The following is a 20,438-nucleotide window of genomic DNA, read 5'->3' as shown; positions in this document are numbered from 1 at the left end:
GGGAAACGAAATTTGCTCTTTTATTTTATGAGTTACCTTGCGCTCTTCAATGCGTAATTTTAATACGCAGGCGCAATATTGCGAGCCGGTTAAGGCTTATTCCATATTGATGGTATTGGAATGGGCAACTCAGGGTATTCCCGGGATTCACCACTTTGAGAAAGCTTGACCTATTGAATCTGAACTTCATTTTATTCTTTATTGTGAGCACTGTAGCATCGTGTTTGGTGGAGTTATAGATGTCATGTATTGATCTGATTTACATTTGGTATTAATGTAAAACGTTGTTGTACAGCTTTGTTGTACAGCTTTGTTGTACAGCTTTGTGTCATACGTTTTCATATTCTGAGAAATGAGTGTCACTGAACACGATAATCACAAAATATCGTTATCAAAGATCGTGTCACAATACAAGAAAATGCAAGTAGAAACTGGAAGCGTAGTCATCCGTTGTGATAAGTCTATGGTGCCACTAACAGGCTTGGGAATAGCGAGGCATCATGATGCACACCACGCAGATATGTATCAGTTTCAAATTTCCCAGCCTGTCCTTTCATTATGCGACTGTACCAATTAGTCAGCAATTACGTAGTTGCTGCTATTTAATTGAATAGCAGCAAGGAGTTAACGATTTTTTGAGTTCGAACTGGATTTGGAATCGTTACGTTGTGAGTTGCCAGCACTGTTATTGCCGCCGGCAGATTTTGAACCCTGGCTGGCGCCCTGGGTATCATTTTTGTGGCTTTGCTGACCGGCTTTCATGTGTTGCTCATGCGTGCCACCTTGTGAATTGCTTGATTTTTGAGACTGGTTATTGTTCGCTTGAGAGGTCATACTTAACTCCTTAAAGTTTTCCGCTAAATGCCGCGGTGGCATGTCACTGATCGTTTGCAATCAGTAAAGCCATGGTAGTTGTATTACTTTTTAGAGGGAGTAGGACCAGCGTAGGAGAGTGCGCAGCATCCATGTCAGAAGATGAAGCAGATACCGTTTTGATGGCGATATGATCTGTTGCAACACTATTCAATATATATAAACCCCGGGGGCGCGTTGCATGGCAATGACCCTCGTTTTAGCGATGTTGAGTGGCTGATTTTCTCCAGTTAGCGACATACCGCTTGCATGTATGTCGGTAGTTACTGGAGGCTGGCAATGATCTTTAATCTTTTCGCAAGCCCTCAACCGCCTTCAACTCTTTAGAACGATCGAGCGTTTGATTGGTCGTGGCAAACTGATCGTTGGTTGGCAGTTTGATTTCGATATCGGATACCGCACCGACTTTGATCGCGCCATGGCTAAGGCTGAGTGCCAGTACATGGCCGCCGGCTTTGTGATCGTTGGACAGATAGTGCCAGTGATAGCCCGGTACATTAAAGCCCTTGGCAAAACCAGGACTGCGAAAGCCGACCAGTACACCTTTGGTATTGGTATAGTTGAACAGGGTTTGTGTCTTGGTGACTTCGGCCAGTGGTTTGTAGGGTTTGTCTTGTGGCGCAATAGCGCGCGTGGTCAGTTGTTTGAAATCACCCTCTACCCGGATCGCATAGAAAAGATTTTTATTGTCCAGGCGCTGATCCAGCATGTCTTCCAGCTCTTTCATGCTGGTTTCTTTGCTGATGTCATAGCGAAAGTCCGTGTTGAATCTGGTGACGACGGCAAAAGGTGTCAACTGGGTGCCGCTGGCTTTGACGACGGAACCGTCGGCTTTGAACTGGAATACTTCGCCATCCAGAACAATCATCTCTCCATCGACCCGGTTGAAAGTGCCGATACCAAAATCACCCTTCAGTTTAAGCTCATCGACGGTCAATTCACCTTCATAGGCGCCTGCCAGCAATGCGTCTATGGTGGAGTAGTGAAAGGCCTTGGCTGGCGGCGGTGTTTGCGCGTGGCTTAGTGTTGTGACTGTTGTAGCGAAGAAAAGCAGGGATGCCAGGCTCAGATTTTTCATGATTTTTATTGGGCGGTAATGTTGCGGTGGCAGATGGACAGAAAAGACGTGCGCCATATTAACTCAGGATGCCCTTGTTTTGTAGTTAAATAAGCAATTGTGTTGCGTAGCGAAACCAGACGGAAGGCGCGGCATAAAATTGGTGAACTATGCGAAGAGAAGATAGTCTGAGTTAGTCTGATATTTGCGCAACAATTGAGTAGCTTGTATTCCCACGCACCGGTGAACATGATGAAACGATTAATTGAAATACGCACTTATCGCCTGAAGCCCGGCATGGCTGAGGCGTTCCACCAGGCGGTACATGGCCTGGCCGTACCCATGCTAAAGAGCCGGAATATGGATGTCGTTGCTTACGGGCATTCAGATCATGAAGAAGCCACTTATTACTTGATACGTTCGTATGAAAGTCGTGAGGCACTGGAGCAGGAACAGAATGCTTTTTATGGTTCCAGCGATTGGAAAGACGGACCCAGAAAAGAGTTGGTGGACCGTATAGATAGTTATATGAACACGCTGATCTGGGTATCTGCCGAAGCAATTGAAAGCTTGCGGGAATTGAATCAAGCCTGAGTGTATCGGGCAATGAACCTGCTTTGCGTCAAATCTGCAACTTTGTCACATCCAGGAATTGTGAAAACCACCAAATCGAATAACGATTCTTCCTAGCTGCACCCAAAGCAATGGTCTGATGCATTGTCATCTGATACCCTTTTGTACTTGCTTTTGAACTTGTATCAGACATGGTGCTGATCATGCAAAAGTAATTTGTAATACTATAAAATATAGTCTACCGTGCAACCTCGGCCATCGTTTTGCGATGGTCCTCGTTTTAACGGCGCGGAGTACGCGAGGTGCTCCAGTTAAACGTCATGCCGCAGGCATGCGCGTTAGTTATAACTGGAGACTGACAATGCACTGTTTTACTTCCATTCAAATTCGTCGACATATCCTTAAATGGCAGGGTTTGCTTGGCCTGACTGCGCTTGCCTCACTGGTTCATGTCGCACAGGCACAGGATACGCGCAACGTGCGCGAGCCTGTGATGCCGGCGACATGTACAGTCTTGCTGGCAGAGCCATCAACACCCAATCGCAACGATGCACCGCGCATCCAGACAGCCATGGATAACTGTTTGCCCGGTAAAGCCGTACATTTGGCGGCCAACAATGGCAATACGGCATTTACTTCCGGCCCTCTGAAGTTTCGCAGCGGCGTCACCCTGGTCGTAGATGCAGGCGTGACCTTGTATGCCAGCACCAATCCTTTACTTTTTGATCGTGGCGCAAAAACCTGTGGCAGCAACGATGCCGCAGGCAAAGGCTGCCAGCCATTCATTGCCGTCGAAGGCGTGTGGGGTGCAGGCATCATGGGTGAAGGTGTGATCGATGGCCAGGGCGGCCAACTGATCGAAGGTAAAAACGAAAGCTGGTGGCAAATTGCACGTCGTGCGCAAAAAGAAAAGCAGCGCCAGAATGTGCCACGTCTTATCCAACTGGACAAGGTGCAGGATTTCACCATGCACCGCATTACTTTGCGCAATTCACCCAATTTCCACGTGGCGATGAACCGTGTCGATGGCTTTACTGCCTGGGGTATCCGCATCGATACACCGCATGATGCACGCAATACCGACGGTATAGACCCGGGTGCATCGCGCAATGTGACGATTGCGTACAGTCACATCCGTACGGGTGACGACAATGTCGCCATCAAGGCTGGCAGCAATGGACCTAGCGAAAACATATCCATCCTGCATAACCATTTCTATAGCGGCCATGGCATGTCGATAGGCAGTGAAACCAATGGTGGCGTACGCAATGTACTGGTCGAAGACCTGGTGATGGATGGAACCACGTCAGGCTTGCGCATCAAGAGCAATGACAGGCGCGGTGGCATCGTTTCTGGTGTTGTATATCGCGACGTGTGCCTGCGCGATATACGCTGGCCGCTGTACATCAACACGCAATACGAACCCGGCCCGGCGGGAGATCTGATTCCTTCCTATACCGACATCCGCATGGAGCGTGTGCACAGCCTGACTCCGGGGCAAGTGATCTTGCAAGGCTATGACGAACAACGTCCGCTGCACCTGGCACTGAAGGATGTGGTGGTGGATGGCAATCCGGTGATCAAACTTGAATTTGCCAAACTGACGGGGCAACTGAATGCCCCGGACGCGCAGGCGGTCAATTGCACTGAACGCTTCGTACCGTTTCCACAATCATGATGCAAGAGCTTCAGCTACCAGTTTAATGACTGCTGTGGGTTGTGGGTTGGGGCTTCTTTCAGAAAATTTCACTACACATATCAATGAACACAAGACATTTACTGCTTGCCTTGCTGGCGGCCATATTGTCCTTACCTGCATGCGCCGTCACTTGTCCGGGCAATGCTACATGGTGCGACGATTTTGAGCATGGAACAGAGCGGTGGCCAAGCAAAGACCTTGGCGCATCTGGCGCAACGGTGCAAAGCCAGGATGGATCAGGCAATCATGTGCTGGTGCTCAATGGTCAGGGTGCACCCTTGCTGGCATCCGAACCTGTTGCACAAGCAAAAGATGCCTACTTTGTCGAGGCACGCATGCGTCCAGTCAGCAATGCAGTCCCCTCTTCGACTGGCGGGCAGGCTTATCTGATCGCCCGCTACCAGGATGATAATAACTGGTTGGGTGCCAGCCTCAGTATCAATCTCGACAGACAAAGGCTAGCCATTGACCTGGTTAAAATGCAGAACGGCAAACTACTCAAACTAAAACAGTCTGGAAAAGATGCTGGCCCCAATGGCAGCTTTTACACCGTCAGGCTGGACGTTGCCGGTGACGCGCTGGTGCTGTACCTGAATGGGGAAATGCTGGTCAGCGCCACGGATTCTTCACCGTTTGAGAAACGGATAGGCTTATTGGCCAAAGACCAGAGTGTCGAGTTTGATGATGTACGCATCGGCGCTGCTGCCAGCAAGCCCGTGCGTCTTGCACTGGCGCATAGGATGGATCGTGTCAGCTTGCAGGTCGGCGATGCAAGCCAACATTTTCCCGTGCTTGCCTTCTCTGGCAAGGACAAGCTCAGCCTTGCCCTCAATGCCCTGTCCAGCGACACCAGCATTGCAGGCGTTGTTATTGAAGATGGAAAGCTGGTACTTGCGGCTAAGCGCCCTGGTCTGGCAACCATCGCAGTCAGCAGCAAGGCAGATGTCAACGTGGCCACGTATGTCGCGGTGCGGGTTGATCCGGCTTTTACCCCATCATCACAACAGTATGCACTGCAAGGCAAAGTCAGGCCGGCGTCGCATGCTGATGACGTGCCAGTGGATACCCATTTGCAGATGGAATTTGATCAGGCACCAACCCTCGGGACGGGCGGATCGGTGCGGATTTATCGCGCCTCAGACAATGCCCTGGTCGATATCATTCGCGTCGGTGAAGATATTGATGAAATTGGTTATGAAGGGCAGGACCTCAAACGCGTGGTGCGCTTCCGGCCTATCCGGGTAGACGGCAAGACTGTGACTATTCAGCCGCACAGTGCGCGCCTGGCGTATGGCACGGCGTATTACATCGCCATTGACGCCGGTGTTTTCGTCAACGCCAGCCTGGCGGGGCAGGCATTTACCGGGCTGGGGCAAGCTGCCGGCTGGGGTTTCAGCACGCGTAAGCTGGCGCCATCTGGCACCAGTCTGACGGTTGATGATGATGGCCCGGCTGATTTCCGTACCGTGCAGGGGGCCTTGAATCATGCAATGCGCTATCTGTCGCGTGCGGAACCGGTGTCCATACGCATCGCCAATGGTCGGTATGAGCAGTTACTGTATTTGCGGGGCAAGGACAATATCACCCTGCATGGTGAAAGCCGGGATGGCGTCATTCTGCAAGCTTACAACGACGACGGTAATAATCCCGGAACCGGTGTCAGTCAGGGCCCATTGACGCCATCGGTTACTGGTGGTCGTTCGGTATTTCTGATTGAAGATGCCGACCTGTTGACGCTGGATACGCTCACGCTTGTCAATACAGCAGTGCGTGCCAAAAGTGTGGGCGCTCAGGCAGAAACCCTGGTGTTCAGCAGTGACCGCGGCCGGCTGGTCGCGCAGCATGCCAGCTTTTTCAGCGAACAAGACACGATACAGGTGAAGGGTTACTCGTGGTTTTACCGTTCACTGATCGCTGGTAACGTCGATTTTATCTGGGGTGCCAACAGGGCTGCCTTGTTTGAAGAAAGTGAAATCCGTTCTGTCGGTGACAGTGCCAATCCCGGCAAGGGCGGTGGCTATGTGGTGCAGGCACGCACGGTTGCCGCCAGTGAAGCCGGCTTTGTTTTTCTGAACAGTCGCCTGACGCATGGCAATGGTCCCGGACAAAACGATGTCTTGCCCGGCACGACATATCTGGCACGCCAGGGGCCACCAACTACCTGGGACAGCGTCAGTTTCATCCACTGCATGATGGACAAACATATAGCCCCCGCAGGCTGGCTGACGCCGCGCCCGGAATCCGCACAGACGCAGCCCGGTGCTGGCTGGGGTGAATACGGCAGCATGGATATCAACGGCAAACCGCTGGATGTATCGCAGCGTTTGCCGGGGCACACATTGACTGAAAAACAGGTGGCGACACGCTTCGCCAGTCGCCGCCTGGTTTTCGCAGGTTTCGATAACGGCAAAGGCTGGAACCCATCGCCATCGGATAGTAAGTAAGGCTGTAGCAGGAAACATGAAGTAAGCATGAAGTTCAAATGAAGTAAGCATGAAGTACAAATAAAGTACATATAAAAAACGATAAAACAAGGAGATAGACAATGAACAAAATCAGGCGCGCCACAGCCCCAGGCCTGGCACTCAGCACGGTCACCCTGGCCGTGCTGACCTTGATGAGCCAGGCCCAGGCTCAGCAGGTTCAGCAAGGCCCGGCAACCTCAACCCCAACTTCAGCGCCAGTAACCAAGATAGAAATCACTGGTTCCTCGATCAAGCGGCTGGCTACGGAAAACGCCTTGCCGCTGACTACCTACAAGGCCGAAGAGCTGGAAGCACAGGGGCTGACAACCATGTCCGAAGTAGCCACGTCCTTTGTCATGGGCGCCACCAATGAACCAGTTGGCGGTGGCGGTGGCGGCACCATGATCAATATGCGCGGCCTGAACACCAACCGCACCCTGGTCTTGCTGAACGGCCGTCGTTTGCCGAATGAAGCCATCGGCGACAGTTCGATTAACGTTGACGTCGTGCCCATGAGTGCGATAGAGCGCGTTGAGGTCTTGCGTGACGGTGCGTCGTCAATTTACGGTACCGACGCCATCGCCGGGGTCGTCAATTTCATCACCCGGCGTACGCTGACCGACATCAGGCTGGCTGCCAGTGTGGTGGCACCAGAACGTGCAGGTGGCGGTGACCAGCGTCGTTTTTCTATCGCTGGTGGCAAGGGTGATTTGAACAAGGATGGCTGGAACGTGTATGCAGCGTTTGATACGCAGACGCGCTCGTCCCTGTTGCAAAAGGACAGACCGAATATCACCGATCCGGATGCCATCGCCCGCCTGGGGGGAAGTGTATTCAGCACCAATACCTCAGGCTCTTCGTCTGCCCCTGCCAACTTTACGGTGTACACCAATGGCAAGGCGACCAGCACTACCGGAAACCCGTATTGGGCCACCGGTTGCTCCAGTACGTATGGCGCGCAATACAGTCTTCCTTCGATCAAGGCTACTGGTTCTGGCATCAAGACCTGTATTCTCGACCCTACTCTTTATCCACAACTCTTGCCCGAGAACCGGCAGACTACCTTGTTTAGCAAAGGATCTTTGCGCCACGGCGACAACAAATTGCTGACGGTGGAAGTGCTTGCTAGCGAATCCTATATCGATGCACTTAATCCGCCGCAGGTATTTGGTGCGCAAACGGATTATGACAAGTTCAACCCCGGGGTACGCAAACCGCTGTTTATTACCAAGAGCAGTAAATGGTACCCAGGCGGCAGCGGCGGCGTGCCGGCAGTTGCCGGGGTGACCGGGCAGGACCTGGCATTGACCTGGAGCCTGGATGAGCTTGGCCCAGCCGCTACGGATGACCGTCAAAATACCAATCGCCTGGTCATCGCTGATGAGGGCGAATTCATGGGCTGGGATTACCGTGTAGGCTTCAATGCCGCGATGAGCAAGCGCCGGGTGGGCTGGAAGAGTGGTTTTGTCAGCACACCGAAGCTGTATGACGGTGTGGCAAACGGTATCCTGAATCCCTTCGGTGCACAGGATGCGACGGGGCAGGCCTACCTCAACAGCATCAAGGTGGATGACATTACCTATCGCACCGCCAGCGTGAAATACTTTGGCCCTGATTTCAATCTGTCGCGCTCACTGACAGAATTGTCCGGCGGGTCGCTGTCGGTGGCAGTGGGTGGTGATTTGCACAGGGAAACCTATACCGACTCCACGAGCCTTCTTACCAATGAAGTCGTCTACAAGGTGTCCGGTACGCCCGGTGCCAATCCAAGTGGTGCCCGCACCATTGCGGGCCTGTATGTGGAACTGGACGCTCCGCTGACCAAAGAGCTTGATCTGACCTTCGCTGCCCGTGCTGACCGTTTCAGTGATTTTGGTTCTACAGTGAACCCCAAGGCCAGCATACGCTGGGAACCGCACAAGTCTGTCATGCTGCGTGGTACGGCCAGCACCGGCTTCCGTGCCCCGACCTTGCCTGAACTGTATGGCACACCACGGACCAAGACACCGTCTACCAATCGCTGGGATGACCCTTTGCTTTGTCCAAGTACCACTCCGTCACTGCCAAATACCGGGACGCTGACGACCGATCCCAAATATGCCAGCCTGAATCTTGATCCGGCACGCGTATGTAATACCCAGCAGACCATATTGACGGGTGCAAATCCTGATCTGCAACCAGAAAAATCACGCACGCTGACGGCAGGTATCGTGCTTGAACCTGTGCAGAACATGATGCTGTCCTTCGATATATGGGATATCCGCATGAAGGGAACCATCGCCCAGATTACGGAAGAGACGATTTTTTCTGATGTCAACAAATATGCCAACCTGTTTGTGCGCAACCCGGATGGCACGCTGAACTACATCGTGGTGACGCGTCTGAACATGGGCGGGGTACACACGCGTGGTGTTGATGTCAATTTCCGTTATCTCTTCCCAACTTCCAGATGGGGTAAGTTTGGTGTGAGCATGGATGGCACTTACGTCAACAAATATGAAGGACAAAACGATGTCGGCGGGGCCTGGGTGGATAGCGTAGGCAGGCCAGGTGCACTGGCGACGGGTTCTACTTCAGCCAATACGTATATTTACCGCTGGCGTCATAATTTGCGTTTGTCCTGGAATATGGGCAAATTCGCGACGCAGTTGTCGCAATCGTATACGTCCAGTTATGAAGACACCAATGCACTGGCTACACAAAAAATCGGGCAGCCGTATTACAACGTGATTGATTCATACATCATCTATAACCTGAGTGCCAACTATAGATTTTCAGATAAATTCAGGTTGAACTTTGGCATCAACAATCTGTTGAATGTGGACCCGCCTTTGTCGAATCAGCGTTTGAGTTCACGCGTGGTGTTTGCGCAAAACGTCGCCAAACCCATAGGTCGTGCTTATACTGTCAAGGCAGAGTACGCATTCTGATTTTGCTTTGAGCATTATTTTTACTTAACAAGCCGAAGAGCTGCCGCTGAAGCTGTTGCTGTAGCTCTTCGCGAGAATATTAAAATGATCGTTACCAGCATGTCCAATTACACGTTTTCCACCTTGTGCCGTATCACGTCAACCTTACTTATTGGGTTTGGCATCGCTGCCTGTCAGCATAATCCAAGCACCCAAGGCGATGCGACAAAAGAGCCGTGGGTAGCCGACCTGGGTGATGGGCGCTATAAAAACCCTGTGCTGCATGCCGATTATTCTGACCCGGATGCGATACGTGTAGGTGACACCTATTTCATGACGTCTTCGAGTTTTAACAGTGCGCCGGGTTTGCCTTTACTGCAATCTCGGGATCTGGTGAACTGGGAACTGGTAGGCCATGCCCTGCCACAACTGGTACCAGCGGAACGTTTCGCGGTGCCACGCCACGGCGAAGGCGTCTGGGCACCGTGCCTGCGTTATCACGACAATCAATTCTGGATATTTTATCCGGATCCCGATCTGGGTATTTTCGTTATCACGGCAAAAGATTTTGCCGGACCGTGGAGCACGCCCAAGCTTTTGCTGCCGGGTAAAGGCATCATCGACCCCACTCCGCTGTGGGATGAAGATGGCAAGGCTTATCTGTTGCATGGCTGGGCAAAAAGCCGGGCCGGTATCAATAATCTCTTGACCTTGCGCACCATGGCTCCGGATGGCAGCCGTTTGCTGGACAGTGCGGGCCAGACTATTATCGATGGCAATAAAATACCTGACTACCGTACGCTGGAAGGCCCGAAGTTTTACAAGGCCAATGGCTATTACTATGTGTTTGCGCCGGCAGGCGGGGTTGAGCAGGGCTGGCAAGCAGTATTCCGCTCACGCAGTATCAATGGGCCATATGAAGTCCGCACCGTCATGGATCAGGGCAATAGTCCCATCAATGGTCCGCATCAGGGTGCCTGGGTGCGGGCGCAGGATGGCAGGGACTGGTTCCTGCATTTCCAGGACAAGGAAGCCTATGGCCGTGTCATGCACCTGCAGCCCATGCGCTGGGTAGATGACTGGCCTCTTATCGGTGAAGATGGTCCGAAACCTGGCACCGGGCAACCAGTGCTGACTTATGCAAAGCCGGTGCAGGGTGCTGTAATTAAGGTGCCACCGACATCGGATGAATTCAATGGAAGCAGGCTGGGTCTTCAATGGGAATGGAATGCCAACTTCAACACGCAATGGTATTCATTGACTGAACGCCCTGGCGTATTGCGCCTGTACACGCAAATTGAACCCGAAGTGATCAATAACGTACGGCGTGCGCCGTCGGTGCTGACGCAAAAATTGCCCGCGCCAGAATTTACAGTCAATACACATGTGCAGTTAAACAATGCGGCAGATGGTGACCGGGCCGGTTTGATTCTGAATGCCATGCAATATGCCTGGCTGGGCTTACAGAAAACAGCGGGCGTGACACAACTGGTCTATGTGACCTGCACCGGGTCTGGTGATCGCTGCACGGAAGCACCACAAGTGATCTTGCCGTCTGCCCCATCGTCATTATATTTACGCCTGAATATGGCTGATGGTGCCCTTGCAAGTTTTTCGTATAGTACAGATAACGTGAATTTCCAGAAAATTGCTCAAGCCTTCAAGGTTGGCAAGGGACGTTGGGTGGGAGCCCAGATTGGCCTGTTCAGTATTGGCGAAAAAATGACGACGCCACGTTCCAGCATGGATGTCGATTATTTCCGTGTTACCGCGAAGTGATGGATTTCAATTGATCAAGGTGCATTGCGCCTGAATTGCGATTGGGCAGGGTAAGTTACATACAGGTGCAACACAAAAAACAACGCCCAATATACATTGGGCGTTGTTCTTTAAGCGGCGACCTCTTGATGAGGCCGCCATTCCTAGCGGATTACTTCGATGCTGCTGGTGCTGATGCAGTTGGTGCTACCTTGGCATCGTCCGCTTTCATGTCCTTTGTTGTCTGCTTAACTTGCTTGGGCTGTTTGGCCTGTTTCTCCTGCTTCGTGTGTTTTGCGTGTTTCGTTGCTTTTTCTGTTACCGCAGATTTGGCTTCAGTTGTGGCAGCGACAGAAGCAGATGCAGAGCTGGCTTTGGCAGCAGGAGCGGATTTCGCTACGCTGGCTGCAGCAGATGCTGATGCGGCTTTCACTGGCGTGCTGGCTGCTGTGGCGGATGCTGCAGGAGTCTGTGCAAATGCGCTACCCATAACAACAGTGGCGGCGATGAAAGCGGTGATGATTTTGTTCATGATGTTTTCCTATTCCTGTTTGGGTTTGCTTGCTTTGTTTTGCGTAGTTAAGCTACGTAAGCCAAGAACGCGGTCAATGACAACCGCGTTGACGAAAAAAAGACAGTTTCAGCCTGTTAGTGTTGTTGATCTAAACGCAGATCAGGCTGTCAACCAAAAGCATGGTTTGTACGTTACGCACGTATACTTGTATAAATTTTGTAAAACGAAAGAACAAAAAAAACGACACCGGCATATTGCCTGATGTCGTTTTTTTTATAGATACTTAGCCTTGCCTGTAGCAAGGCCGCCTGCTATTTTTTGGTGTTCTCGCTATAGCTGACACGATAAATACGCCCACCAAAGTCATCCGAGATGAGCATGGATCCATCTGGCAGGAAGGCAATGTCAACCGGGCGACCAATCACTTTTTCATCCTGCAAAAATCCTTCGATGAACACGGTATCACTGACGACCTTGTTGTTATACAAGGTGATCAGTGCGACGCGATAGCCGATTTTTTGTGTACGGTTCCATGAGCCGTGTTCTGCGATAAATAACTGATTCCTGTATTGCGCAGGAAATTGCGTGCCATCGTTGAATGCCAGACCGAGTGAGGCAACATGTGGCCCCAGCTTTGCTGCCGGTTCTGTGAATTCTTCGCAGCGCCTGTTTTTGTGAAATTCCGGGTCTTCAACGGCACCGCCAGCGCAATACGGAAAGCCAAAATGCATGCCGGCTTTGGGGGCGTAGTTCAATTTATCGGATGGCATATTGTCACCCATTTCATCGCGACCATTGTCGGTGAACCACATCTCCTTGCTGGCCGGATGCCATGCAAAACCGACAGAATTTCTGATGCCGCGTGCATAGATTTCAAAGCCTGAGCCATCAGGGTTCATACGATAAATCTTGGAATGTGGCGCATCTTCCTTGTCGCAGACATTGCATGGCGCACCTATGGGTATATATAATTTTCCATCCGGGCCAGCCTTGATTATTTTCTCGCCATGCCATTTGTCTTTAGGGAAATCATCTTTGACCACGTGCAGTTGCGGCGATTTTTCGTAGGTTTTTTCGATGTCATCAAAGCGAATGACGCGTGTCATTTCCGCCACGTACAGTGAACCATTCAGCAAGGTCAGGCCGATAGGGGAATCCAGTCCTTTGGCAACGGTGACGACTTTCGGTGGCACGCCATCTTTGCCGCTATTGATGACGGCATAAATTTTTCCCACTTTACGTGATCCGACAAAGACAATACCGGATGCAGTCACGGCCATGCCGCGTGCGTTCTCAACTTGATCGCTGTACACAGAGATGGAAAAGCCGACGGGCAGACGAAATTTCTTGAGTTCGGGGTAAGGATCTGCCCGCGTTTCTTTGGTCACTGCCTGCGCCACCGGCTCAGACAGCAACAGATATTCTGCAAGGGCAGCAATCTGCTTCTGGTTCAAGACATTCTTCCATGCGGGCATGCCGGAGTTGGGTGAACCTTCGCTAATGAAGCGTTGCAGACTGTCTTTTCTTCCATCGACCTTTACCCATGGCCGCTTGACCAGAGCGGGGCCAAGGCCTCCTTCACGATTGGCACCGTGACATTGAGCGCAGCTTTGCTTATACAGATCGCTGCCTTCTCCTGCAAAAACAGATGAAGTGTTCAGTAGCAGCAGGGTGGTGAGCAGAGTAATGATTTTCATGGCGTTCTGTTGGTGTCGGGGTGAATGGAGTCTAGTAACTTAACTTCACCAGGGAAACAGCCTGGCGCGGTAACTGCATATGTATTGTGACCTGCTGCCCTTGCACCTGTAAGTGTGCAGGTGCTTCGAGTTCAGCCAGTTGACCAGCTTTTTCCAGTTCTGCAATCTGTGCCGTGTTTGGGTTTTGTGGCGAGCCCATCTTTTTCCAGGCAGCATAGGAATTGCTGTGTGCTTCATCAATACGATAGTGGTGCACGGTCAGTTTATCAGCAGGTATGCCCTTGATGGTTAATGCTACTGGTGAACCCGCGTCTATGATGTCAGTGTCATGGTAATTCCACACCAGAATGCTGACAGTTTTTTTGTCTTTGGTGGCAAGTGCATTGATGTCGGTTCTTTCTGCACTTACGCCGGTTTTGATGACGGCTTCGGTAGTGTAGGCAATATCGCCACTGACTTCGACCCGCTTGCCCGACATCATGCCCAACATGCGAAATACATTCAGTACCGGTTTATCGACACCGTTGGTGGCCAGGTCTCTAAAACCGGCAAACCATGGCTGGTCTTCAAATTCAAATGACCAGTTGACGGCACCCAGCAGGTTGACGCCACGACGATCGGCAATCTCGTATTCGCGTGCAATGGAGGCTGCAGTGTAGCTGGAATACAGGGTGCCGTTGCGATAGGCATTTTCTGGATTGGTCTGCATACCGCAGGCTGCACAACCTTCAGGATCAGATTCACCAATGATGATGGGGATGTTCTTCAACTCGGGATAAGAGGCAACGATAGAAAAACCACGATCAATTTTACTGAGATGCGCCATGATACCCATTTGTACCACGCCATTGATCAGCCTGGGTGAACCCTTGGCGTGAAAGGCGACAAAATCAAGCGGTGCGCCAATCTTGCCTGTCGCCATATTGGTTTCGTACAACGCATGCTTCAGAAAGTTGTCAAAGAATTTTCCCACACCGGCGGTATGCGGGCCACCCATGCGTGCCGTTGGCAGGGCGCGTTTGACGGCATCGGCTGCATAGTCGTACATCTTGAAAAATTCGCGCTCTGTATCTTCGGCTTTTAGATAGGCGCCATCCGGTTCATTCCATAATTCCCAATACCAGCTCTCGACTTCGGCCTGGCCATAGCGGTCCACGCTGTGCCTTACCCACTGATAAATCAGTTCTGCCCATTTGTTGTAGTCCTTGGGTGGGTAAGCCCATCCGGTCATGATGTCTTTGTATTTTTTGCCGGGTTCCCAATTGTGTCTATAAGGTTGCGGTACCCGGGATAGCGCTTCCGGCATGAAACCGATTTGTGCCAAAGGCTTCATTTTTCGTTCGACATAGGTATCAAAAATCTTGTCGATGATGGTCCAGTCATAGATGGGCTTGCCGTCTTTGTCTTCTTTGTACATATCGGTTGACCCCCATTTCAGCGCGGCAGTGCCATCGCCGGAAGTCATCAGATTGTGGGCGCGTACATACACCGGGGTCGGGCTGAGCGCGGCGATTTCGCTGAGCAGCTTCTTGCCATCCTTCATTGTTGTGTAGTTGGGTTCGTCATACCCAAACCATGCCCATATCGGCTTCATGTCACCTTTTTCCCTGGCCAGATCGACTTGCAGTGCGACTGCAGGGGTCTGACTGTGTGCAGTGACAGATGCCCCCAAAGCAAGCAACAGGCAGCAACTAAGAATGATACTTTTCATGATAGGGTCATTTTTCAGATGGCAAAGATGATGAATGAGCGCGCAGTGGCATTCGGCTGCACGACGCAAGGTGCTTGCCATGTCTCTCTGTGTCCACTGGGTATGGATTCTTATAAGTGATAGTGGCCTTGTTTGTCTGGGCCAGTATTGTGTTTGAGGGAAGTATTGTCAATAATATTGCTCTCATGTTTTTGATTGAATTCTTGTATTTGTGATTAACTTATTGTTTTTTAATATAAAATTTGAGTAGGGCATTGATTGTCGTTGATTTGTTGTGAGTAGTATTATCGATAGTTATCTAATGACTGGTTTTGTCATGCTCACTTTGTTTCCAATCCTGATGAGTTTTACCCATGCCTCAAACACAGCGCAGTACTATTGATTCATACCCGGATGCCGACCTGCACGTCATCAGTGAAGCTGAGTTGGTCATGCAATTGGAAGAGGACATACTTTTTTTGCGTCTAAAGCCTGGCGAGCGTCTGGTGGAAGATCTCCTGATGCAGCGCTTTGGCGCAACGCGGCATTGTGTGCGTCAGGCTTTGAATCGGCTTGAGCGTACCGGGATAGTCATGCGAGAACCCAACAAGGGGGCTCGTGTACGTTCGTTTTCGCAGGAAGAGGTAAGCCAGATTTATGAGGTGCGTGAATTCTTGCAGCGTCAGGCCGTGCTGATGTTCAAGCTTCCGGCACCGCCAGAATTTATTGATGAATTGAACGCGATTCATCAAACGTATTTAGTGCATGTGAAGAATGCTTACCTGCGCGGTGTGCATGAATTGAATGATCAATTCCATTCGAAAATATTTTCGCTGTGTGGCAACCTCTATCTGGAACGCTCAATTCAGGATTACATGAACTTGAGTTATGCAATCCGCACCAACTCGCTGGCTGTACCAGAAAAACTGCAGATTTCAGTCGCCCACCATGCATTGATGATAGAACTGCTAAAGGGACGTGATAACTGGACGCTGGCCCAGCTTTGCGTTGATCATATCTTGCCCAGCAAATATGAATACCTTGCACAACGCAAGGCCAGTGAGGCGGGGAATGACGCCTGATCTGGGCGTGCTACTCTCTGCATATCTGTTTTCCGGCAGCGCCTGATCACCTGAAACAAAGAAGATACATGTGTAAAAAGAGATTGCTGTGGGTGAGCTTGCTGGTGCCTTGTAGTTTTATTAGCCAGGCAACTGCCTATGCCGGTACACCTGAGGATATCGTAGTCATCAGTGGCAGCCGGGTTGAACGCAGCAGCTTTGATCTGGCGGCAGCGATTGATGTCGTGGATGATGCCCGCCTGGGCGAAGCGCAGATGCGTGTCAATCTGTCAGAAGCGCTGATGTCTGTGCCTGGCCTGGTGGTATCGAACCGGCAAAATTATGCGCAAGACCTGCAAATATCTTCCCGTGGTTTTGGCGCACGCTCTGCTTTTGGCGTGCGTGGCTTGCGGCTGATCAGCGACGGCATTCCAGCCACCATGCCCGATGGTCAGGGGCAGGCCACCACCTTTAATCTGGATGTCGCCAGCCGCATCGAGGTCTTGCGTGGGCCACTTGCCGCCATCTATGGCAATCATTCTGGTGGTGTGATGCAGTTGCTGACCAAAGACGGCAAGGGGCATCCTTCCGTTGAGGTGAGTGTCGTCAGCGGCAGTGAAGGTGTCGGCAAGATCGACGTCAATGCGCAGGGCGAAACTGCTGGCATCAGCTATGTGGTGGATAGCTCGCGTTTCCAGACCAGTGGCTACCGCGAGCATAGCGCCGCCAGACGTGAAACCAATTTTGCCAAGATAGCGTTTGTGCCATGGGCCAAAAGCAAGCTGACACTGGTCGCAAACAGATTGATTCAGGACGATACCCAGGACCCGCTGGGCGTGCAATGGCAGACATTTTTGAATAATCCACGGCAGGCGGAAATCGATAGTTCAGACACCCAGAACCCAAAGCGCTCATTTGCCGAACGTTATAACACCCGAAAAAGCATCCATCATGCGCAATTCGGGCTGACTTATGAACAACTGATGGATACTGGTCGCTTGCGGCTCAGCTTGTATGATGGCGACCGTCAGGTCAACCAGTATCAGGCGTTTTCCAAAGCGCTTCAGGCAAATGCCAGTCAGTCTGGTGGGGTGGTTGATTTTGACCGGCATTTTTATGGCGCGGAAGCCAACTGGCTTCACACGGCTGAATTGGCCGGTGGTGTGTTGGCTACGACACTCGGTCTGGAGTATGCAAGGTCGAGTGACAGGCGTCAGGGATTTGAAAATTTTATCCTTGCCCATTATGGGGTGAAAGGTAACTTGCGACGTAATGAACAGGATATCGTCACCAGCCTTGATCCTTACCTGCAAACAGAATGGGTGACGGGCCCGTGGCGCGTCAGTGCCGGCTTGCGACGCAACCAGCTTGATATCCAGGTACGTGATTATTTTCTGGCGAATGGCAACGATAGCGGTAGCCTGAAGTATGCGAAAACCACGCAATTTGCAGGGGTATTGTATAAATGGAATCCAGAACTGAATCTGTATGCCAGTGTGGCGCGTGGCATGGAAAGCCCCACGCTGAACGAATTATTTTATTCAGGTAGTGGCAGCGGATTTAATTTCAATTTGCGGGCCGCACACAATACCCAGATAGAAGCCGGTATGAAAACCATCTTGCCTGGTGGTGCACGTTTGAATGCGGCCATCTTCCAGGTGCGCAGCGCGGATGAACTGGTGGTTGACACTGCCGTCGGCGGACGCACCAGTTACCGGAATGCCGCCAGTACTTTGCGCCAGGGTATGGAAGTTGCGCTGGACTGGTCCTGGCGCAATGGCATCAGTGCCAGGTTCTCCGGCACAGTCTTGCGGGCAATCTATGATGAAACCTATGGCGCTATTGCAGCAGGCAACAGACTGCCAGGCGTGCCAAATACCAACTGGTATGGTGAGCTTGCATGGCACGCCCGGGACGACAGCCTTGATGCAGGGCTGGAATTGCTGGCCAGCAGCAAGTTATATGTGGAAGATAGCAATAAAGAGACAGCTGCCCCTGCATATGCCATTGCCAATTTTCGCGTTGGTGCCAGGCAGTATGCCGGCACCTGGCGTTTCAAGGAATTTTTACGTATCAATAATTTATCTGATAAGACCTATGTTGGCTCGGTGATCGTTGGTGACACCAACCGACGCTTTTACGAAGCTGCCCTGGGGCGCAACTGGTTGCTTGGCGTTAGCGCACAGATGACTTTTTATTAAAATCATCCCGGAAAGTTTTTGGGAGGGGTAGGCGATACTGTCCCTATTTATTGATAGCAGGTTCTGTGCAACGTGCAGGAGGTGTTTGTTGCGATATCTGGATTTGTAATCTGACGATTCTGGTTTGATTATGCGATCGGAATGAAGTCAGGTAAATCCAGTCAAGCTGCCTGTTCAAATGAAACGAACAATAGAAATATGACGCAATTGTGCTTGTTTTTCCGATATCTATCTGGACGCATTAGCGAGAAACCGTCTTATAAGTTGACTTTGTATTTGTTACAGATTGTTAAGGGAAAACGCCAAAAAGCCTGTTTTTGATGCAAAAACAGGCTTTTTTATTGTTTTTTTATAAAAAATATAAAAAAAATCCTGAGTTTTGTAACTTTCCATGTCAACTGAACTGCAAGTCGAATCGTTTTTGGACTAAAGAATCTTTGCTGACCACTTCTATTAAGCAAAGTTTCACTTATAGGAGTCAGAAAAATGATTTATGAAATACTGGTTCGCCCATCGGACAACAGCAAGAAAATGACTTCAGATCATTTGATCTGGATTGAGAGCGACATGACAACCCGTTCTTTTGAGAATTGGCTGCGCGAAAAATCCTTGCTTGATGGCAGCGGCCATGCACCGGTAGCGCGCTGGAGTATCGTACAGACGCAGCGTGCAGCGCATTTCAAACTGGCGACGCAAGCCAAGGCCCTGAAAAGCCGTATTTCCGAATTGATGACCGGTGTACCAGAAGTGGTCGCCGTACCAGATGCGAAGCGTGCACTGAAAGTGTTCCGTCTGAAAAGCCCTGCAGCACCACAGTTGATTGCAGCCTGATTGCAGTCTCCCGGTGTTCTGACCTTAGTCAGATAGCGCTGTGATCTGATTTGTTGAATTGCCCTGATGCTGCATCAGGACAATATATTTTGACAAGTACGCTTGGGGCAAGCACAATCCAGTCTCTTTTTTTGGATTGCACCCTGCTTGCCCTGCCATGGCCAGATTAGCCCGACTCGTTATCCCGCATCAGCAACATCATGTCATCCAGCGTGGAAACGCTGGTGCCATGGTTTTTATTGATGCGGAAGATTATGCAGCCTTTCTCGATTGGCTGAAGCAGGCGGCTAGCCTGTTTGATGTCGCCGTTCATGCCTATGCGCTGTTACCTGATCACCTGCATTTATTGCTGACACCAGGCGATGAAACCGGCCTGGGCAAGATGATGCAATGGCTGGGGCGCCACTATGTCCCCTATTTCAATCGCAAATATCAGCGTACCGGCACCTTGTGGCAAGGGCGTTATCGCGCCACAGTGATCGAATCTGCCGTTTACTTCATACCCTGCAGTATTTATATAGAAAGCAATCCTCAGCGAGCAGGCCTGGTGACGGATTTGCTGGATTACACCTGGTCAAGCTATCGTCACCACATAGGCCTGCACATTGACCCGCTGATCACTGATCACAGCACCTATTGGGCTTTAGGCAATACACCGTTTCAACGTGAAGCTGCCTACCGCGAAAATATGGAACATGGTTTGTCCAGTCAACAAATCATGGAAATTACCCAGGCAACGTCCAAAGCCTGGATGCTGGGTTCATCCCGCTTCAAGATAGAGATGAGTAAACTGACTGAAAGACGGGTAGAGCCCATCAAGCGTGGTCGCCCCCGCAAAACTACCGCCAACTCCTGAACGGCATCATCCCTTAACCTTCAGGCTGGCATCACTCAATCCATGTAATCAACAAGCTGAAAAATGTCTAAACGACTATAAATTCGCCTGAATTTACTATGTCCCTAATTAAATAAATAGGAATTTTTGATTAATTTATTTTGACACTGACCCTAAATAAACTTGTTGAATAATATTTTGCACCGCAGTATTCTCTCCCTTGGCCCTTTTCAGGATTTACGCAAAACTGTTTGAACTGCCTGCCTTCCCACCTT

General features: G+C 50.8%; 14 protein-coding genes. 9 read left to right on the top strand and 5 right to left on the bottom strand.

Going from position 1 to position 20,438, the window contains the following annotated elements:
* Window positions 1–624: 624 nt before the first annotated feature.
* Window positions 625–834, bottom strand: coding sequence for a hypothetical protein (locus ACO0LK_RS02865; protein WP_422971983.1), 210 nt, complete (start codon window positions 832–834; stop codon window positions 625–627).
* A 325-nt stretch (window positions 835–1,159) separates the two neighbouring features.
* A complete protein-coding gene (gene budA / locus ACO0LK_RS02860) occupies window positions 1,160–1,951 on the bottom strand; it encodes an acetolactate decarboxylase (protein ID WP_422971981.1) in 792 nt (263 codons plus the stop codon).
* 231 nt (window positions 1,952–2,182) lie between these two features.
* Between budA and ACO0LK_RS02855 the strand changes: the two genes are divergently transcribed.
* The 5 genes from ACO0LK_RS02855 (at window position 2,183) to ACO0LK_RS02835 (ending at window position 11,355) form a co-directional block, all read left to right on the top strand.
* Window positions 2,183–2,524 (top strand): NIPSNAP family protein, encoded by a 342-nt coding sequence (locus tag ACO0LK_RS02855; RefSeq protein WP_422971979.1) that lies wholly within the window; start codon window positions 2,183–2,185, stop codon window positions 2,522–2,524.
* A gap of 340 nt (window positions 2,525–2,864) precedes the next feature.
* Window positions 2,865–4,181 carry a glycoside hydrolase family 28 protein gene (locus ACO0LK_RS02850; protein ID WP_422971977.1) on the top strand — a complete coding sequence of 439 codons (1,317 nt, stop codon included), beginning with the start codon at window positions 2,865–2,867 and terminating at the stop codon, window positions 4,179–4,181.
* An 83-nt stretch (window positions 4,182–4,264) separates the two neighbouring features.
* Complete coding sequence (locus ACO0LK_RS02845; protein WP_422971975.1) at window positions 4,265–6,646, top strand: pectinesterase family protein; 2,382 nt, start codon at window positions 4,265–4,267, stop codon at window positions 6,644–6,646.
* Between the two features lie 101 nt (window positions 6,647–6,747).
* Window positions 6,748–9,597, top strand: a complete 2,850-nt coding sequence (locus ACO0LK_RS02840) for a TonB-dependent receptor plug domain-containing protein (protein ID WP_422971973.1) — start codon at window positions 6,748–6,750, stop codon at window positions 9,595–9,597.
* Between the two features lie 99 nt (window positions 9,598–9,696).
* Window positions 9,697–11,355, top strand: coding sequence for a glycoside hydrolase 43 family protein (locus ACO0LK_RS02835; protein WP_422971971.1), 1,659 nt, complete (start codon window positions 9,697–9,699; stop codon window positions 11,353–11,355).
* A 151-nt stretch (window positions 11,356–11,506) separates the two neighbouring features.
* On the opposite strand, the gene ACO0LK_RS02830 is transcribed toward ACO0LK_RS02835, so the two are convergent.
* The 3 genes from ACO0LK_RS02830 to ACO0LK_RS02820 all read right to left on the bottom strand — a co-directional run bounded on the left by ACO0LK_RS02830 (window position 11,507) and on the right by ACO0LK_RS02820 (window position 15,256).
* Window positions 11,507–11,866, bottom strand: coding sequence for a hypothetical protein (locus ACO0LK_RS02830; protein WP_422971969.1), 360 nt, complete (start codon window positions 11,864–11,866; stop codon window positions 11,507–11,509).
* A 293-nt stretch (window positions 11,867–12,159) separates the two neighbouring features.
* The gene (locus ACO0LK_RS02825; RefSeq protein ID WP_422971967.1) at window positions 12,160–13,545 is read right to left on the bottom strand and encodes a PQQ-dependent sugar dehydrogenase; all 1,386 of its coding nucleotides are present in this window, start codon (window positions 13,543–13,545) and stop codon (window positions 12,160–12,162) included.
* Window positions 13,546–13,576: 31 nt separating this feature from the next.
* A complete protein-coding gene (locus tag ACO0LK_RS02820; RefSeq protein ID WP_422971965.1) occupies window positions 13,577–15,256 on the bottom strand; it encodes a GH39 family glycosyl hydrolase in 1,680 nt (559 codons plus the stop codon).
* 353 nt (window positions 15,257–15,609) lie between these two features.
* Here ACO0LK_RS02820 and ACO0LK_RS02815 point away from each other — a divergent pair, with 353 nt between their 5' ends.
* The 4 genes from ACO0LK_RS02815 to ACO0LK_RS02800 all read left to right on the top strand — a co-directional run bounded on the left by ACO0LK_RS02815 (window position 15,610) and on the right by ACO0LK_RS02800 (window position 20,184).
* On the top strand, window positions 15,610–16,317 hold the full coding sequence (locus ACO0LK_RS02815; RefSeq protein ID WP_422971963.1) for a GntR family transcriptional regulator: 708 nt from the start codon (window positions 15,610–15,612) through the stop codon (window positions 16,315–16,317).
* A gap of 68 nt (window positions 16,318–16,385) precedes the next feature.
* Complete coding sequence (locus ACO0LK_RS02810; RefSeq protein WP_422971961.1) at window positions 16,386–18,497, top strand: TonB-dependent receptor family protein; 2,112 nt, start codon at window positions 16,386–16,388, stop codon at window positions 18,495–18,497.
* A 567-nt stretch (window positions 18,498–19,064) separates the two neighbouring features.
* Window positions 19,065–19,328, top strand: a complete 264-nt coding sequence (locus ACO0LK_RS02805) for a hypothetical protein (RefSeq protein ID WP_422971959.1) — start codon at window positions 19,065–19,067, stop codon at window positions 19,326–19,328.
* 157 nt (window positions 19,329–19,485) lie between these two features.
* Window positions 19,486–20,184: a transposase gene (locus ACO0LK_RS02800; protein ID WP_422971957.1), complete on the top strand. Its 699-nt coding sequence runs from the start codon at window positions 19,486–19,488 to the stop codon at window positions 20,182–20,184.
* Window positions 20,185–20,438: the final 254 nt, after the last annotated feature.

This window comes from Undibacterium sp. Ji49W (assembly GCF_049340205.1).
Taxonomy (GTDB): Bacteria; Pseudomonadota; Gammaproteobacteria; order Burkholderiales; family Burkholderiaceae_D; genus Undibacterium.
The sequence above is the reverse complement of the archived record's forward strand: the minus strand, read 5'-3'. Positions and strand labels throughout refer to the sequence as shown.

Bases quoted from the DNA above. Each gene is read 5' to 3' on its own strand.
- ACO0LK_RS02810 (WP_422971961.1), top strand. From the start codon at position 16,386: ATGTGTAAAAAGAGATTGCTGTGGGTGAGCTTGCTGGTGCCTTGTAGT.
- ACO0LK_RS02800 (WP_422971957.1), top strand. From the start codon at position 19,486: ATGGCCAGATTAGCCCGACTCGTTATCCCGCATCAGCAACATCATGTC.
- ACO0LK_RS02820 (WP_422971965.1), bottom strand. From the start codon at position 15,256: ATGAAAAGTATCATTCTTAGTTGCTGCCTGTTGCTTGCTTTGGGGGCA.
- ACO0LK_RS02825 (WP_422971967.1), bottom strand. From the start codon at position 13,545: ATGAAAATCATTACTCTGCTCACCACCCTGCTGCTACTGAACACTTCA.
- ACO0LK_RS02840 (WP_422971973.1), top strand. From the start codon at position 6,748: ATGAACAAAATCAGGCGCGCCACAGCCCCAGGCCTGGCACTCAGCACG.
- ACO0LK_RS02845 (WP_422971975.1), top strand. From the start codon at position 4,265: ATGAACACAAGACATTTACTGCTTGCCTTGCTGGCGGCCATATTGTCC.
- ACO0LK_RS02835 (WP_422971971.1), top strand. From the start codon at position 9,697: ATGTCCAATTACACGTTTTCCACCTTGTGCCGTATCACGTCAACCTTA.
- ACO0LK_RS02850 (WP_422971977.1), top strand. From the start codon at position 2,865: ATGCACTGTTTTACTTCCATTCAAATTCGTCGACATATCCTTAAATGG.
- ACO0LK_RS02855 (WP_422971979.1), top strand. From the start codon at position 2,183: ATGAAACGATTAATTGAAATACGCACTTATCGCCTGAAGCCCGGCATG.
- ACO0LK_RS02815 (WP_422971963.1), top strand. From the start codon at position 15,610: ATGCCTCAAACACAGCGCAGTACTATTGATTCATACCCGGATGCCGAC.
- ACO0LK_RS02830 (WP_422971969.1), bottom strand. From the start codon at position 11,866: ATGAACAAAATCATCACCGCTTTCATCGCCGCCACTGTTGTTATGGGT.
- budA (WP_422971981.1), bottom strand. From the start codon at position 1,951: ATGAAAAATCTGAGCCTGGCATCCCTGCTTTTCTTCGCTACAACAGTC.
- ACO0LK_RS02805 (WP_422971959.1), top strand. From the start codon at position 19,065: ATGACAACCCGTTCTTTTGAGAATTGGCTGCGCGAAAAATCCTTGCTT.
- ACO0LK_RS02865 (WP_422971983.1), bottom strand. From the start codon at position 834: ATGACCTCTCAAGCGAACAATAACCAGTCTCAAAAATCAAGCAATTCA.